Below are 16,408 nucleotides of genomic sequence, written 5' to 3'. Positions count from 1 at the left end.
GCGTGTTCGGGCTTAAACCGTGAGAACGGGGGCGTCGAGCGCCGTCGCAGCGGAGCCCGCCGACGCGAACCGGTCGCACGACAGGACGACCGGCGCGGTCACGTCGGCGACCCTGACGACCGCCAGTGCCGCCGTCACGTCGTCACCCTCGTACGTCCCCGCCGTCTCGCCCGGCCCCGCCGTCCCCGGCATCGCCGCCAGTGCGTCCGCGAACTCGTCCGCGACCCGCTCCACGAGCCACGCACGCGCCGCCCGCCGGGCGTTCGCCAGGTCGTCCTCGACGGCGAGCCGTCGCTCCCGCGCGTCTCGGGCGTCCCTGGCTCCACGGCGTGCCGTCGCCAGCGCCTCCTCCGCCGCCATGCGGTCGGTCTCCACGTCGGTCAGCTCGCGTGCCGCCTCGCGCAGCTCGGCAGCCAGCTCCTCGGTCGGCTCGTCGAGCCGCCGGCGCTCGCGCAGCGCCCCCCGGAGCGCCGCGACGCGCTCTCTCAGTTCGGTCTCTCTGGCTCCCGCCTCCGACAGACGCCTGCGTGCCCGTCGGCGTGCGGTCGCGTCCCCGTCGGCCGTCCCGGCTGCCGACAGCTCCCGCTCCAGCTGCTCGATGCGGTCCGCCTGCGGCGATGTGAGTCCTCGCTGGCGCGCCACGGCGGCCAGCACCCGTCGCGTGGGGACCGAACGGTCCGTCCCGACGACGCCGATAGCCTCGTGGACCGGCCCCGGTGCCGGACAGTCGACCCGGAGCGTCGGCCCTCCGTCCTGCGTGCTGCTCCCGGTCCCGACAGCGCCGTCGCACCGGACCGCACGCAGCACCGTCTCGGCGGTGAGGCCACGCTTCCGGAGGTCGACCGCCGCCCCCGTCGCCGACCACGCGCCGTAGACGACCTTCACAGCTCCCGCGCCCGCATCTCGCCCGGCGATGGATGGTCGGTCCCGGTCGCGAACCGCTCGTACGGCGTGTACGGCGAGTCCCGCGCCTCGTACGCCTCGACCGCCGCCCGCACCCGCTCGAACGCCGGCTCGAACTCGTTCAGGGGGCGGGTCCGCTCGACCTGCACGTCGCCGCCGTGTTTCGCCCGGAGTCGCAGCGCACAGAACGCGCCGAACTCGGTCCGGTCGAACAGCGCCGCCCGCCCGAACCGCCGCACGACCACGTCCTCGTGCGTCCGACAGACGTTCCGGAGCGTCTCCCGCGCCGCCGTCGAGTACGTGATGACGAGGAACACGCGGTTTCGTTCGAATCTGTGTGTAAAAAAGTCACCGGTCAGTCCGAGACGCGCTCGACCGACAGCGACTCCGGGAGGTCGGCAGCGAGCTCGCGGGCCTGCGCCCGGGCCTCGGTCGGCCCCGACGCGACGAGAACGAGTCCGCTGGTGCCGTCGGCCGAGATTTCGTCGCCGCCGCCGCCGCCCGCCGGCGCGACCCGGTACACCGCGAGCGACTCCCCCACGTCGAACTCGCTGACGTACGTCCGCAGGACCGCCTGGACGCGCCGTTCGAGCTCCGCCAGGTCGCAGTCGCCGTCCTCGAACGACGCCAGGGCGTCCTCGACGTTTCTGAGTGCTGAGATTCGGTCCATCAGGTCGTCCGCAGGTGGTCGGTGCGGGGCTCGTACACCTCGCCCTTCTGTTTGAGCTTCTCGATCTCGTGCTCGGCCTTCGAGGGGTCCATCCCGATCTCGTCGGCCCGGTCGAGCACCACGTCGACCGGCGCACCCTCGTCGTAGTCCTCCTCGATGTCGCCGATGAGCTGTTTCAGGTTCTTGATGCGGTCGCGCTGGGTCTTCGACGTCCCCGTCTCGACCACGTCGGCGTCGAACTCGCCCGTCTCCGGGTCCACGCCGATGTCCTTCAGGCAGTCACGCACGATGGTGATGGCGCGGTCCGCGTCGGACTCCTCGACCGTGTCGGAGAGCCGCACCCGCGCGGACGCCTCCGCCAGCCGCACCAGCGCCTCCAGCTGGCGTGCCGTCACCGGCACCGGCGCGTCCTCCTCCATCCCCTTCGAGCGCAGGTCCACGTAGAACTGCTCGATGGCGTCCCGCGCGTCCTCGGTCATCCGGGGATAGCAGTTCTGCTTCGAGTACGCGATGTACTTCCGCATCAGCTCCGGGTCGATGACCGGGTCCACCGTCTCCGTCATCTCGTCGATCTCTGCCTGGTCGACGCCGACGTTCGTCAGCTCTGTCTTCTGCGTGTTCAGCTCCCCCGCGTAGTTCGTCGTCAGGATGTGCTGGGCGAGGTCGCGGTCGTGCTCCTCGTCCGGCTGGTCCGTCACCGTGAAGATGAGGTCGAACCGCGAGATGAGCGCCGGCTCCAGGTCGATCTGCTCGCTGATCGGCTCGTACTGGTCGAACCGACCGTACTTCGGGTTCGCCGCGCCCAGCAGCGAACAGCGCGACTTCAGCGTCGCGTTGATGCCCGCCTTCGACACCGAAATCTCCTGCTGTTCGAGCGCCTGGTGCATCGCAGAGCGGTCGTCCGCGGCCATCTTGTCGAGCTCGTCGACGGCCGCGATGCCCTGGTCCGCCAGCACGAGCGCGCCGGCCTCGAGCGTCCACTGCTGGCCGTCGCCGAAGTCGTCGCGGACCGCGGCTGCCGTGAGCCCTGCGCTGGAGCTGCCCTTCCCGGAGGTGTAGACGGAGCGTGGTGCTATGTGACGGATGTAGCTGAGCATCTGGGAGTTGTGCGAGACCAGATTGTTCGAGAGGTAGTTGTGGGTTCCCGCGACTTCGAGGTCGTACACCCAGTCGTAGTCGGGCGTGACGGGCTCGATGGATTCGATGCGTTCCCACTGTAGGTCACTATCGCAGAGACGCCGGAGTGCAGCGACTTCGTGTGCTATCGACCCACCGTCGGCGACGACTTCGGACGCATCGTGGTACTCGTTGGCCGGCAGACTGTCCTCGAACGTCCGCACGACCGCATCGAGGCTCTCCCGACTCGGGTTACGGTCACCTCGTTCGTAGTGTTGGTACGTCGACCGGGGAAGACCACAGTCGGACTGCGTCAGCCCGAGAGACTCACGAATCCGACGCAGCGAGTCGCCGACAGCAGGGACAACATCCGTGTTGGTGTTGGAGTTCACTCCCTCGTGTTTTGCTGCCGACGCTGCTTTCCGCCCGGTCACGAATCCAATCCGCTCGACGTAGCTCGCGAAGGCATCACCGCTGATTCTGAGTCTGTAGCTCCCGCCAGCCTTCTCCCGGAGTTGTGCCGTGATACCGAACGAGAGCAGCAGACTTCGAACACCGTCGAGCAACTCGCGGCTCATCGAGGCAACCGAGATTTCGCGCTGCGATGTGGAGATGTGGCATTCCCCGTCGATGTACGCCTTCAGGAACGCACGCTGAATCTCCGGCGAGCTACGGAATATCGGTTCAGGGACGCGCTGCTCGGCCGACCGTCCGAGCATCGCCGGTTCAAGGGATTCGAGGAAGCTAACGAACTCACCGGCGGAGCACATGATTTCGCGTGCAGATTTCCCCTCGTGTGCTCCCCGCTCGGTCCAGTTCAGCCCGAGTGCCTCCAGCGCGTCGATGCTATCTTCTAGAATCTCGCGGTCGTCGTTCGTGATGCTGACGAACCCGGTGTTGTCCGAACGCTGCTCGACGTATCCCTCGGCGACGATGTAACCGACCAATCGGGCCAGCGACGGCGTCCACTCCTCGGGAAGGTCGAGCGGAATCGCGTTGTGTGAGATTGCTCGGCGGTGGTCGACAGCGAGCGTGTCGTCGTAGTCGTGGTCGAGACTGGACGGAGCCCCGACGAAATCACCCTCGCTCAGCTCCCGTGACTCGACCGCACGGAACCCTGCGCCAGCGGGAACGAACAGCGGGTGCGACGGTGTCACCTCGATTTCCTTCCCGGTATCCGTCCGAATCCGGTACATCGTCTCGGGGGCTTCGCGCTTCCAAACCTTCGTCGCCTGCTCCGTCCCTATCTTCCCGTCGGGTTGCAGGGAGGGAACCCCGATACTGACCTCGTCCCACCAGCCGTCGTCGATCTCTTTCGGGTCGCCAAGATTCGACTCGACGAGTTCGCGAATCTCCACTTCCGTGCCGTCGCCCAGCGTGACTCTGGTGTCTCCTCTTACGCACTTACCCGTACCCGGGTCCCCGATCAGCAGCATGTGCAGGTCGCCACGGATCCGTGACTCGTCGGGGAGGAACTTCGTGACGCCGGAGAACAGCTGGAGGATCATCGCGAGCTTCTCCTGGTCGTAGCCGAAGATGGAGGGCGCGATGGAGCCGACCATCTGCTCGTAGATGTCGGGCTCGTTCGAGAGCGCGACGATCTCCTCCTTGTCGGCCTCGGAGATCTCCATGTCCTCGAACTGCTCCTGGTCGATGCGCACCGAGACGCCCTCGAGGTAGTGGTCGAACAGCGGCGACTTCTCCTGCTGGTTGCCCTGCTGTTCGAGCCGGAGGATGCCGGTGGCGGCGACGTGGTCGCCCGGGGTCACCTCGCCGGTGATGTCGTCCTCGATGTGGATGTCGATGGCCTGTGGCGTCTCGCCGCCGCGAAGCCCCTCGGGCGACTCCTGCACGCGGATCTTCTGGGCGTCGACGAACTCGCTCTGGTCGTGGTTCAGCACGAAGGGACCCTGTCGCTCACAGCCCTGGCACTCGTGGGGCTCCTGGAAGGTGCCGGTCGACTGCGGGATGCGCGTGAGCGTGCCACAGCGCTGGCACTCGAAGGCGGCGACCTGCATCTTCGACTTGACGTCGGTCGCCTTGCGGACGATGCCCCGCACGGTGACGAGCGTGTTGACGTGTCGGGAGCGGATCGCCCGGATCTCGGTCGCATCGGGGAGCGGCTCGATGCGGACGTGGGCCTGCCCGAGGCTGACGTCGACGGGCAGGTCGTACAGGCGGAGCGCCTCCTCGGCGTACTCCTGGAGCTGTTCGGGCTGGTTGCGGTAGTCGTCGGCCAGGTCGCGGTCGAACGTGAACAGGTCGTCCCAGTCGACGTACAGCGACTTGCGTTCGCTGGGGTACTCCTGTGCGAGCCTCCCGATCTCGTCGCGGTAGTAGTTCCTGTAGAACTCCAGAAAGGCGTCGACGAGCTCGGCGTTGTCCCCTGCGTCCATCGGCACGGACTAAGGCCACCATCGGGTAAGTAGCTTGGCAAAGCGAGGCGAAAGTGTTACTCGCCCCCCGCCGGAGGTGTCGGTATGCGCGACCGCCTGCGCTGGCTCACGCCGGCCGACGACGAACGATACCGGGACTGGGCCCGCCGACTCACCCCCTACGCCGTCGGGCTGGTCGTCCTCGTGGTCCTCCTGGTCGGCGTGGGCGCGTGGGTGTACTTCGACTACCTCGCCTACGGGCCGAACGAGTCACCCGCTGCCGTGGAATCCGAGTACGACGTGACCGTCGAGTCGGGCTACGGCGGCTACGTCGTCCGCCCCGACGACCAGCCGGCGGTCGCCGGGCGCGTCGGTCTCGTGTTCTACCCCGGCGGCCGCGTCGAGCCCGGCGCGTACGTCCACACGCTCGCGCCACTGGCCGAACGCGGCGTCACCGTCGTCGTCCCCGGCGTCCCGCTCAACCTCGCCGTACTGGACAACGACGCCGCCAGTCCCGTCATCTCGAACGAGGACGGTATCGACTCGTGGTACGTCGGCGGCCACTCGCTGGGCGGCGCGATGGCCTGCCGGTACGCGAACGGAAACGCCGGACGGGTCGACGGGCTGGTGCTGGCGGCGTCGTACTGCGACGTGGACGTCAGCGGGTCGGGACTGGCGACCGTCGCCATCACCGGCACCCGCGACGGCGTGCTGAACCGCGACCGCTTCGAGTCCAACCGCCGGTTCCTCCCCGCGGACGCGACGTTCGTCTCGGTCGAGGGCATGAACCACGCCCAGTTCGGGGACTACGGAGCACAGGACGGCGACGACGAGGCGACCATCTCGACGGCGACCGCGCACGAACGGGTGGTCGCGGCGCTGGTGGAGTGGCTCTGTACCGAGGGCGAGTCGGTGGGGTGTGCGAATCAGACCGGTGGCCAGTTGCGCTCTATCTCGTAGTCGGTTGCGAATTTCGTGTTCGGCCGTACTCGTTCCGGGTCGCTCACTCTGAGAGAGAACGAGTCTGCGACCCCGTTTGCATCGACTGCATAGACGGTGTCGAGGTCGTCACAGTAGACGAGATAGCAGTCGGTCTCCGTCTCGTCTGGATTGACCTTTATCCGTCCGTTCCGGAGAAACCCGGTTTCGACCCGGACACGGTACAGCCTCCCCTCTATCTCGGCGACGACGTTTCGCTCGCTCTGGCCCCGAACCGGCCGCCACACCGGCAGGCCGACTGCTTCGAGTGCATCGACACACGCGACCGTAGTTGGGTCGGTCGTCCCGAGCGAGTGTTCGTCGGTGTCAGTATCGAGTGGCCAGCGCTCATCGAATTCGAACTCGTCGGCCCAGTTGATGTTCGTGTGGCGGATTTCGGGTTCCTCGACTCGCAGTGAGATGCTCCTGTCGAACTCCTGCTCGCCGACGAGGTACATCGTCTCCGTCTCGTAGCAGTAGACGACGAACACGTCGACGTCGCCATCGTAGCGCTTCCGAACGTTTCCCTTCGAGTTCGTGTGGGTGGACTGGGTGCTGAACTGGATACGACCGTCCGCGACCCATCCCGTCTTGACCTGAACCGTGACGAGCGAACCGTCCCGGCGTTCCGCGACGAGGTCGTATCGCTCGTTGTCACCGAACGGCCGGCAGACCGCGATTCCTCGTCGTTGCAGCGCTGCCAGAACGACCGCTTCCGTCAGGTCACCCTTCCGATGTGGCTCCATCACCTTCTCTGGTTCCCGATGCGGTTTAGATGCCGACATCCCCGCCGAGAGTCCTCACGGCGTGGGCGACAGCGGTGAGACTGGGTCCGGGGAAGGGAGTCACGAACTCAGAAGAGGCTCTGGCTTTCGAACGCGAAGGATATGGGCCGGCCCGGATTTGAACCGGGGGTACAGCGTCCCAAACGCTGAAGGTTACCAAGCTACCCCACCGGCCCGCGCATATAAATCAGTCCCATTACGGGTAAAACGTTTCGTTCCACCCCGCCCGATTCACAGTGGCCACAGCATCGCGATACCGAGCGTCGTCACCACGGCGAAGATGAGCTGGAGCGGCGTCCCCACCACGGCGTAGTCCGTGAACTTGTAGCCGCCGGGGCCGTAGACGAACAGGTTGGTCTGGTAGCCGACGGGGGTCATGAACGCGGTCGAGGCGGCGAAGGTGACCGCGAGGACGAACGCGTACGGCGATGCGCCGAGCCGTGCGGCGGTGTCGAACGCGACGGGGATCATGAGCACGACGCTGGCGTTGTTGGAGACGACGTTCGTCAGTGCCGCCGTCAGCACGTAGAACAGCCCGAGGACGGCGACGACCGGCAGGTACGTTTCGGTCTGGACGAGCAGGTCGGCGAGGTAGAGCGCCGCGCCGGTGTGCTGCATCGCGGTGCCGAGGGGGATGACGCCCGCGAGGAGGATGATGACGTCCCACTGGACGGCGTCGTACACCTCGCCGGGTTTGAGACAGCCCGTGAGGACCATGGCGACGGCCCCGCCGAGTGCGGAGACGACGATGGGGAGGAGGTCGACGGCGGCGAGGCCGACGACGGCGAGGATGATGCCGATGGCGACGGGGATCCGCTCCTCGCGGTAGTCGTGGCGCTCGATCTCCTGGGCGACGATGAAGTCGCGGTTGGTATCGAGGCGCTGGATGCTGTCGGCGGTCGCCTGGACGAGCAGGGTGTCCCCGACGCGGAGACGGATGTCGTCCATGCGTTTTCTGATGAGTTCGCCGCCGCGTCGGAGCGCGAGCACGGTCGCGTCGTAGCGCTGCCGGAAGTTCACGGAGGAGAGCGACTCGCCGACGACGTGCGAGCCGGGGGCGACGACGACCTCGACGAGGTTCTCGACGGCCTCGGCCCGTTCGAGTTCCTCGTCGGACACCTGCATCCCGGGGACGACCTCCAGCCCCTCCGCGTCGAGCAGGGAGACGAGCGTCTCGCGGTCGGTGCGGACGGTGAACAGGTCGCCGGCCTGGATCGTCTTGGGGCCGAGCGGTTCGAGGAACACCCGGTCGCCGCGGTGCAGCTGGACGAGGTCGACGTCGAACTCGGTCTCGACGAGGGCGTCGCGGACGGTCTGGCCGACGAGCGGCGAGTCCTCGCGGACGACGACCTCGGTGAGGTACTCCGAAAGACGGAACTCGGCGGCGAGGTCGTCCTCGGGTTCGATGCGGGACGGCAGCAGGTAACGCCCGACGACCAGGAAGTACGCGAAGCCGACGACCGTGACGATGGCACCGAGCGCGGTGAACTCGAACATCGAGAAGCCGTCCTGCAACTCGACGACGGCCGGGCTGGGGTCGGCCACGTCGCTGGCGATGTCGGCGGCGACCTCGCTCGCGAGGATGTTCGTCGACGTGCCGATGAGCGTGAGCGTCCCGCCGAACATCGAGGCGTACGACAGCGGGATGAGCAGCTTCGATGGCGAGGTGTTGCCCTCGTGGGCGATGTCGGTGACCATCGGCAGCAGGATGGCGACGGCCGCGGTGTTGTTGATGAAGCCCGAGAGCGGGGCGACGACCCCCATCGTCGCCCCGAGCTGCCGCGTCTCCGAGTCGCCGGTGAGCGCGGCGAGCTTCCGGCCGAGTATCTGGACGATGCCCGTGCGCTGGACGCCGTCGGAGAGGATGAACATCGCCAGCACGGTGATGGTCGCCGTCGACGCGAAGCCCGCGAGCCCGTCGGACGGATAGTCCGGCAGGAGTTCCACCGGTCCGCCGATGAGCCCGGCCGCCGCGAGCTGCTGGGAGAGCGGTCCGCCGACCATGAGCGCGACCATCAGGCCGAGTGCGGTGATGTCGACGGGCACCGGCTCCGTCGCGAACAGGACGAGCACGACGGTGACGAGCGCGAAGACCAGCAGTATCTCGGGTGTGAGCGCGGCCACAGCGTCGCAAGACGGCAGCCCGGAAGAAAAGGCTACGGACTGCGGACAGCACCCCGGCGGTGGAGGTGCCGTCTCAGTCCGGCAGTGCGTCGGCGATATCGTCGTCGGACGCTTCGCCGGAGCGGCCGGCGGGCACGGACGACTCGGACGGCGACTCGTTCGCGGCCGCGACCTCGTTCGGGTCGTCGAGGTCGACGGTCTCGGTCTCGCGGGCGACGTCGGCGTCGCTGGCCCGGCTGCTCCCGCCGGGGACGAGGTGTTCGACATCGATCTCCTCGACGAGCGTCTCGTCGAGTATCTGCTCGAAGGTGAGCTGGAGCTGCTGGCTGTGTGCGTTCGGGTCGAGGTGGAAGTGCGCGACCGCGCCGACCGATTCGAGCCGGCCCGAGAGCACGTGACAGAACTGGAAGACGACCTCGGGGTCGTTCGCGTCGAGCAGCTCGGTCAGCGAGTCGAAGCAGACGACGATGTCGTAGCCGGCGTCGTCCCAGACGCCACAGAACTGGCTGATTACCTCGCCGAGTCGCTGGAGGTCGGTCGGGTCCGCGACGGTCTGTTCGACGATGGGCTCGCTGAAGTCCGGTCGTCCGGCACCGGCGGCCTGCATCGTCTCGCCGACGGTGACGATACCCCGTTTCGTCGGCTGTCGCCCGCCGGAGAGCGAGCCGAAGTCGAGCCTGTCGGTGACGTCCTCCGGGAACGAGACGACGAGTTCGGCGCGCCGGTCCGCGGGCGGTCCCCCCATCAGGCCGTCGCAGTGCTCGCCGACCTCGTCCTCGGCCATCTCGTCGAGGAGGAGGACTGTTCTCGGGTTGCCGTCCGTGCCGTGTTCACTCATGCGAATCCACCCCAAACCCCCGGAATCGTGAACATGTTATCGGACCACCACGTAAATCACTTCGGGTTACTCAACCGGCAGGGAGTCGGCGATGTCGTCGTCGGAGGCCTCGCTGACCTCGTCGGGGCGGGCGTAGTCGTCGTCGCCGACGATGGAGTAGTTCGCCTCGGCGCTCCAGCTCTCGGTGAGCGCCGCGATGTCGTCGTCGGTCGCCTCCGCGAACGCCTCGATGGCGTCGGCCTCGGTCGTCTCGCCGACGGTCTCGTCGAAGATGGACTGGAAGGTGGCGACCGTCTCGTCGCTGTGCGCCTCGGGGTCGAGGTGGAAGTGTGCGAGCGCGTCGACGGAGGAGAGGCGGCTCGTGAGGACGTGGCAGAACTGGAAGACGACCTCCGGGCTGGCGTGGTCGAGCAGCTCGGTCAGCGAGTCGAAGCAGACGACGATGTCGTAGTCCTCTTCGTCCCAGCGCTGGCAGTAGCGGCTGATGGCGGTGCCGATGCCCTGGAGGTCGGTGGGTTCCTCTACGGCGTCCATCACGACCGGTGCACCGAAGTCCGGCCCACCTTCCGCCGCCGACCGGAGCACGTCGCCGACCGAGATGAGCCCCTTGCGCGCCGGCTGCGTGCTCGAGGCGCTCCCGAATCCGGTCTGTTCGGACTGTGCCTCCGGCAGCGAGACGGTCAGTTCGGCTCGTGTGTTCGGGTCGCCCGTCTCCAGCAGGTCGCTGCAGTGGCCGTGGTCCGTCGCCGCGGTGGTCACGAGGACGTTCCCGGTGTCCCCGATGGTGTCTCGGTCGGTCATGGTCGGTCACAGAGGCCCCACCCCCTGTCGTTGTTGGTGGAATGACTCGTCGACTAAAGGTAGTTTCGGCCGATTGAAAGGTTAGTGATGAACGTTGTGGCCCGCGGGCGATTTAGCGGGCGGTGTCGGCGGCCCAGTCACCGGCGACACGGTTATATCGGCGGCGACGGACCACCGCACATGGCCAGTCTCGCCGACCAGTTCAGGGCGGCCCCCGTCCTCGTCTCGCTCTCGCTCGGCAGCCTCGTCGCCTGCGTCGGCCTCTTCTTCGGGACGATGGCGCTGCTCGCGCTCGGCTACACCGACGGGACGCGACCGCTGTGGCTCGCCGTCATCGCCGTCGGCGTCGCCGTCACCGTCCTCTGGAACGTCTGCTACCCGCTCTACGACGAGTTCATCGCCTAGACCAGCCCGAGCACCCGGAGCAGCCCGACGAGCAGGTCGCCGTAGACGAACGCGGCGACCAGTCCGAGGAACACCGGCACGAGGAACGGGATGCCCGGCGTGACCCACAGCCATTCTTCGGTCGTCAGCCGGTCCAGCCCCTCCCGGAGGCGTGCCGGCGACGTGCCGTAGGCGTCACCCTCGATGTCGTCGAGGAACGCCGCCGCACCCCAGGGGTCGATGTCGGACTCGTCGTGGTCGGTATCGGCGGCTGCAGGCTCGGCGGCGACCGCCTCCTCGACACCGTCCACGTCGTCCACCGGCTCCCCGCCGTCGGTCGCCACGTCGAGGTCGACCGCGCCGTCGGTCGGGTCGTTCGGTTCGTCCGGGAGCGAGTCGGGGTCCCGGAACCGATCGGGGTCGTCCCGGAGTTCGGCGAGCGTCGCCCCCCGCCAGCGCAGGTACATCCTGACCGCGTCGAGGTCGAGTCCCGTCCCGCGCGGATAGACGAGCGCCCGGAGCCGCTCGCCGATGCCCCTGCTCCCCGAGTCGAGGAGCTTGCCGTGGGTCTCCGGCACCGCATCCCAGCGCACCGGAACCCCGACGAACATCCGCTTCGAGACGTGGCCCATCGCCCCGTTGCGCGCCGCCAGCAACAGCGGGTACGCGATGCCCCAGGCGACCGCGTTGGTCAGGATGGTGAAGGAGAGCACCGCGACCGGCGCGGGGTCGCCGACGGGGATGGTCACGCCCGCGACCGACAGCACCTCGCCGCCCACGTAGCCCGGATAGCTCGGGTACAGCACCGCGATGGTCATCAGCGCCCGGGCGTCCGCCCCGCCGAACGCCCCGAGGAAGTGGAACACGTACGCCAGCGACACGACGAAGCCCACGCTGATGGCGGTGGTGAGGACGAACACGCGGAGGTCCGTGCCCCCGGCGGCGGCCGCGCGCTGCCACTCGACGCCGAGCAGGAGCACGCCGAGCAGGGTCAACGGGACCCAGGTGATGCTGTCGATACGTCGCGTCCGGATGTCCCGATACGCGAGGACGCCGAAGACGGGCACCGTCGCCAGTCGCAACAGGTCGGGCAGCGTCCCGGAGATGGGGCCAACGTCTACCACAGATTGCTACCCCGCGCCGAGGCAATTAGAGGTTCCGGTGAGGAAAGCGGCGCGGGGTAACCAACGCGTCTTGGTAGACGATAGAGGGGCTACGAACGGCCAGAAAGCCCCGAGTCGCTGGTGTCGGGGGCCTCGCTGCGGTCCTCGTTCCTGCGGTCCTTGCGTCGGCCGCCTTCCTCCAGCGACTCGCCCCTTTCATCCCCGCCCGCAACCGCACCGCACCTCACACCTCCCCAGCCTCCTGCGATGCTCGGTCGCAAGCTCCCTGCGCTTCTCGTCCCTCGCGCGGATGGCTCGACACGCTCCCTTCGGCCGCGGTCTCGCCAGCCGCGCGCCACCCGGCTGAGTTGCTCTCGTCGTCGCCGGAGGTTTACAGATATGGTGAACTTTCGAGGCCGATTTGCGCCCACCCCCGACAATAGCCGGGGGCACCACCTTGACCCAGCACGTCCACCGTCGAAGCATGACCCTCGACCACGTCGAGACGCTCGAATGCACGCTCTGCGGCGCGACGTACGACCCCGAACAGGTCGTCTACACCTGCCCGAACCACGAGGGAGTGGCGGGCATCCTTGAGGTCGTCTACGACTACGACGTCATCGAGGAGCGGTTCGACGCCGACCTCGACGGACACATCCCGAACCAGTGGAAGTACCGCGCGTTCCTGCCGGTCGACACGGACGCCGAGGCGGTAACGCTCGACGAGGGCGGCACCGACCTGCTCGACGCCCCGCGCCTCGGCGACGAACTCGGCGTCGACCTCCGGGTGAAGAACGACGGGCTGAACCCGACCGGCTGCTTCAAGGACCGCGCGACGAGCATCGCCGCGACGAAGGCACGGTTCGCGGGACAGGACGTCGTCACCTGCGCGTCGACGGGCAACGCGGCGGCCTCGCTCGCGGGCTACGCGGCGCGTGCCGGCCTGGACTGCCGCATCTTCGTGCCGGCCGCTGCTCCGGAGGGCAAACTCGTCCAGCCCCGGGTGTACGGCGCGGACGTGCTCGCCGTCGACGGCAGCTACGACGAGGCGTACGACCTGAGCCTGGAGGTGACCGACGCCTACGGCTGGTACAACCGGAACGCCGCCATCAACCCGTTCCAGATCGAGGGCAAGCGCACCGTCGGCCACGAGCTCGCCGAGCAGACCCGCGACGAGATCCCGGACTGGGTCGTGTTCTCGATGGGAGACGGCTGCACCATCGCGGGCTGCTGGAAGGGCCTCCGCGAGTTCGCCGAGCTGGGCTACGTGGACGACACGCCGAAGATGCTCGGGGTGCAGCCCGAGGGCGCGAGCGCGATCCACGACGCGTTCCACGGCGCGGAGGACCACGAGATGGTCGCGGAGACGCTCGCCGACGCGGTCGCCGTGGGACGGCCCCGGAACACGGTGAAGGCCTGCCGCGCGCTCGAGGAGAGCGGCGGCACCGCCGTCACCGTCACCGACGATGCCATCCTCGACGCCGAGACGCTGCTCGGCCGGACCGAGGGCATCTACGCCGAGCCGTCGGGCGCGGCCCCCGTCGCCGGCATCCGGAAGGCGCGCGAACAGGGCATCATCGAACCCGACGAGTCGGTCGTCGCGGTCGTCACCGGCTTCGGGCTGAAGGACACCCAGGGCGCGAAGCAGGCCATCGGCGACGTGACCGAGGTCGCGCCGTCGCTGGACGACGTGGCCGCGCTCTACGGCGCGAGCGACGACGGTGACGGAGACGAGTCCTCGCTCACGGGGCGGGGCGCATGAGTCCCTTCGAGGACGGCTCAGACCAGTACCCGACCGAGCTCGCCGAGCTCGCGGCCGTGCTGGTCGGCATCGAGTCCGAGAACCCGCCGGGGAACGAACGGGCCTGCGCCGAGTACGTCCACGACTGGTTCGCCCACCACGATATCGACGCGACGCTCCTCGACGAACCGGACCCGGAGCGTCCACAGGTCGGTGCTCGCGTCGGTGGCGGCGGCAGTGACGACAGTGACGACGGCAGCGGCCCCACCCTCGTGCTGAACGGCCACCTCGACGTCGTCCCCGCCGGCGACCACGACGAGTGGACGCACCCACCCTACGAGGGCACCGTCGAGGACGGCCGGCTCTACGGTCGCGGCAGCGTCGACATGAAGACGGGCGTCGCCGTCGCGATGCTCACCGCGCTCCGGCTGCGACCCGACATCGTGGACGGGACACTCGACGGCGCGGTCGTCGTCCACGCCGCGATGGGCGAGGAGACCGCCGAGCCCGGCACTCGTGCCCTCCTCGAAGCCGGCTTCACCGGCGACTACGGCATCGTCCTCGAACCGACCGAACTGCGCGTCGCGACGAGCGAGAAGGGGATGGCCTGGTACGAACTCTCCTGGCCGGGCGAGCCCACGCACGCGAGCCGTCCCGACAACGGGGTGAACCCGAACGAACACGTTCCGACGGTGCTCGCCGCGCTGGCCGACTACGACGCCGAACTCCGCGGACGGACCGACCCCCTCTGTGGCCGGGCGTACGGCACCGTCACACAGGTCGTCTCGGGGGCAGACTCGAACAAGGCGGTGCTGCCCGAGCGCGCGTTCGTGACGCTCGACCGCCGCATCCTCCCCGACGAGCAAATCGAGGACGTCGATGGAGAGGTCGACGCGCTGGTCGCCGAACTCGAACGCGACCACGGCATCGAGGCGACGTGGGAACGCCACGAGACGTACGCCTCCGCCGAGATTCCCGTCGACCACGAGCTGGCGGAGGTAGTGCGCGACCACACCGCCGCGCTCGCCGACGCTCCGACTGAGCCGTGGGGTATCCGCGCCTCGACGGACGTCCGCGAGTTCGTCGAACGGTTCGACGTGCCGGCCATCACCTGGGGTCCCGGGAGCCTGGACCAGGCCCACAGCGTCGACGAGTACATCGACCTCGAGGAGGCCGAGACGGGACTGGCGGTGCTCGAACGGGCGGCGCGCGAGCTTCTGACAGTCGGCCACGGCGACGGCGACTCAGCGTCCCAGTAGCTTCGCCTCGGCCTTGTGGAGGTGCTCGTGGAGCGTCGCGGTCGCGATCCCGAGCTCCTCGGCGAGTTCCGTGCCGGTGACCGCCTTCGGCCACTCGTAGTAGCCCCTGGCGCGGGCGAGCTCGAACACCTCCCGCTGGCGGGCCGAGAGCGACGTGAGCGAGAACGGTGCCTCGCCCGCCGCGTCGCTCGTGCGCGTGAGCCCCTCGACGCTGATGTCGGCGTCCTGTTCGTCGGCGATGCGCGCCAGCGCGTCGTGGACCGCCTCGCGGTCCCGCGTCGTCAGGAGCGTCCAGCGCTCCCGACCGTCGTGCGTGTCGACCGGGCGCGCGGTGACGAACTCCCGGGAGAGGAACGCACCGCTGATCTGGGCGCTCGCGTCGTGGTCGATGAGCAGGTCGCGGGTCGCGTTCCCCGGCTCCGCGGTCCGTGCCGCCGACCCGAGCGTCGTGGCGGGGACCGGCAGCACGCTGTCGACCTGGGGGAACGACCGTATCGTCTCCTCGCCGTCGTCGAGCTCGCGCCGGCGGTCGGCGTAGAGCGTGACGAGCGACGTGGTCCGGTCACCGGTCGTCGTCGCGACGACGCGCCCGAGGACGCCGACGTCGGTCCGTTCCGTCGTCTCGATGGTCCAGCAGTCCGGGTGCCAGACCGACAGCGTCACCCGGAGCGGCTCCGGTTCGGCACTCATTGCGCTGTGGTCGAGCGGCACGGACCGTATAGCTACCGCTCGGGGGTTCGAACGGTCTAACGCGGTCCGTCCCGTGACGGGCCGGGGTTCGAGCAGTCGAGGAGAGAGAAGCGGCCGGGACGACGCTCGAGAACGAATCGACGGTCGAACGTCGGTTTCGACCTCAGATGACGCGGTTCTGGAGGTAGTCGAGGTGCTTCGCGTTGTAGACGATCTTGACCTCGTCGGCGGTCGGGGAACCGATGCATGTCAGGCGGACGTTCTTCTCCTCGACCTCCTCGTCGGAGAGGATCTGCTGCATGTCCATCTCGATGTCGCCCTCCATGACGATGGCGGCGCAGTTCGCACACGCGCCAGCGCGGCAGGAGAAGGGCCAGTCGTAGCCCTGGGCCTCTGCGGCCTCGAGGATGTACTCGCCCTGGTTGACCTCGAGGGAGCCGTAGTCCTCGTCGCCGAGGCCGGCGTCGGCCGCCTTCTCGAAGAGGTCGTCGTCGTCCATGTCCCAGCCGTTGTCGTCCAGCACTTCGTAGTTGAGGTATTCTACCGTGGGCATCACCCGAGGGTTGGTTCCCCCTACCCTAAGAACTTGCTGTTCTGGGTTTCTCCGACGGTGTAGAATAATCCTGACAGTCCGGCGTCGG

General features: G+C 68.2%; 15 protein-coding genes and 1 tRNA gene. 4 read left to right on the top strand and 12 right to left on the bottom strand.

From position 1 onward, the window contains the following. Nucleotides 1–12: 12 nt before the first annotated feature. From NO345_RS00880 to NO345_RS00865, 4 genes are read right to left on the bottom strand one after another with little or no spacing between them, the layout of a single operon-like run. Nucleotides 13–885 carry a DUF7856 family protein gene (locus tag NO345_RS00880; RefSeq protein ID WP_256295842.1) on the bottom strand — a complete coding sequence of 291 codons (873 nt, stop codon included), beginning with the start codon at nt 883–885 and terminating at the stop codon, nt 13–15. Then, nucleotides 882–1,220 (bottom strand): DUF7855 family protein, encoded by a 339-nt coding sequence (locus NO345_RS00875; RefSeq protein WP_256295841.1) that lies wholly within the window; start codon nt 1,218–1,220, stop codon nt 882–884. The genes NO345_RS00880 and NO345_RS00875 overlap by 4 nt, the downstream gene beginning before the upstream one ends. Nucleotides 1,221–1,258: 38 nt before the next feature. Next, nucleotides 1,259–1,573, bottom strand: a complete 315-nt coding sequence (locus tag NO345_RS00870) for a DUF7854 family protein (protein WP_256295840.1) — start codon at nt 1,571–1,573, stop codon at nt 1,259–1,261. Next, complete coding sequence (locus tag NO345_RS00865; protein WP_256295839.1) at nt 1,573–5,085, bottom strand: LAGLIDADG family homing endonuclease; 3,513 nt, start codon at nt 5,083–5,085, stop codon at nt 1,573–1,575. The genes NO345_RS00870 and NO345_RS00865 overlap by 1 nt, the downstream gene beginning before the upstream one ends. A gap of 84 nt (nt 5,086–5,169) precedes the next feature. Between NO345_RS00865 and NO345_RS00860 the strand changes: the two genes are divergently transcribed. Beyond that, entirely contained in the window at nt 5,170–6,024 is an 855-nt protein-coding gene (locus tag NO345_RS00860) for an alpha/beta hydrolase (protein WP_256295838.1), read from the top strand. Here the strand turns inward: NO345_RS00860 and NO345_RS00855 are convergent. From NO345_RS00855 to NO345_RS00835, 5 genes are all read right to left on the bottom strand, one after another. Continuing rightward, complete coding sequence (locus NO345_RS00855; protein WP_256295837.1) at nt 5,991–6,788, bottom strand: group I intron-associated PD-(D/E)XK endonuclease; 798 nt, start codon at nt 6,786–6,788, stop codon at nt 5,991–5,993. The two genes, NO345_RS00860 and NO345_RS00855, sit on opposite strands and share 34 nt — an antisense overlap. Nucleotides 6,789–6,930: 142 nt before the next feature. Next, nucleotides 6,931–7,003, bottom strand: a tRNA-Pro gene (locus NO345_RS00850). A 55-nt stretch (nt 7,004–7,058) separates the two neighbouring features. After that, a complete protein-coding gene (locus NO345_RS00845; RefSeq protein WP_368407831.1) occupies nt 7,059–8,951 on the bottom strand; it encodes an SLC13 family permease in 1,893 nt (630 codons plus the stop codon). Between the two features lie 73 nt (nt 8,952–9,024). Next, nucleotides 9,025–9,789 (bottom strand): DUF7504 family protein, encoded by a 765-nt coding sequence (locus NO345_RS00840; RefSeq protein ID WP_256295836.1) that lies wholly within the window; start codon nt 9,787–9,789, stop codon nt 9,025–9,027. Between the two features lie 66 nt (nt 9,790–9,855). After that, nucleotides 9,856–10,590, bottom strand: a complete 735-nt coding sequence (locus tag NO345_RS00835) for a DUF7504 family protein (protein WP_256295835.1) — start codon at nt 10,588–10,590, stop codon at nt 9,856–9,858. Between the two features lie 180 nt (nt 10,591–10,770). On the opposite strand from NO345_RS00835, the gene NO345_RS00830 reads away from it, so the two are divergent. After that, entirely contained in the window at nt 10,771–10,995 is a 225-nt protein-coding gene (locus NO345_RS00830) for a hypothetical protein (RefSeq protein ID WP_256295834.1), read from the top strand. Here NO345_RS00830 and NO345_RS00825 read toward each other — a convergent pair. Beyond that, nucleotides 10,992–12,098 (bottom strand): A24 family peptidase C-terminal domain-containing protein, encoded by a 1,107-nt coding sequence (locus tag NO345_RS00825; RefSeq protein WP_256295833.1) that lies wholly within the window; start codon nt 12,096–12,098, stop codon nt 10,992–10,994. The genes NO345_RS00830 and NO345_RS00825 overlap by 4 nt on opposite strands. 463 nt (nt 12,099–12,561) lie before the next feature. On the opposite strand from NO345_RS00825, the gene thrC reads away from it, so the two are divergent. Next, complete coding sequence (thrC, locus tag NO345_RS00820) at nt 12,562–13,839, top strand: threonine synthase (protein WP_256295832.1); 1,278 nt, start codon at nt 12,562–12,564, stop codon at nt 13,837–13,839. Beyond that, entirely contained in the window at nt 13,836–15,077 is a 1,242-nt protein-coding gene (locus NO345_RS00815; protein ID WP_256295831.1) for a M20 family metallopeptidase, read from the top strand. The genes thrC and NO345_RS00815 overlap by 4 nt, the downstream gene beginning before the upstream one ends. On the opposite strand, the gene NO345_RS00810 is transcribed toward NO345_RS00815, so the two are convergent. Both NO345_RS00810 and fer read right to left on the bottom strand, forming a co-directional pair. Beyond that, the gene (locus tag NO345_RS00810; protein WP_256295830.1) at nt 15,063–15,767 is read right to left on the bottom strand and encodes a helix-turn-helix domain-containing protein; all 705 of its coding nucleotides are present in this window, start codon (nt 15,765–15,767) and stop codon (nt 15,063–15,065) included. The two genes, NO345_RS00815 and NO345_RS00810, sit on opposite strands and share 15 nt — an antisense overlap. Before the next feature lie 163 nt (nt 15,768–15,930). After that, nucleotides 15,931–16,320, bottom strand: a complete 390-nt coding sequence (fer, locus tag NO345_RS00805; protein WP_256295829.1) for a ferredoxin Fer — start codon at nt 16,318–16,320, stop codon at nt 15,931–15,933. Nucleotides 16,321–16,408 lie beyond the last annotated feature (88 nt).

It is taken from the genome of Haloarchaeobius salinus, assembly GCF_024464185.1.
GTDB lineage: Archaea > Halobacteriota > Halobacteria > Halobacteriales > Natrialbaceae > Haloarchaeobius > Haloarchaeobius salinus.
This window is presented reverse-complemented; position numbering and strand designations above follow the sequence as displayed.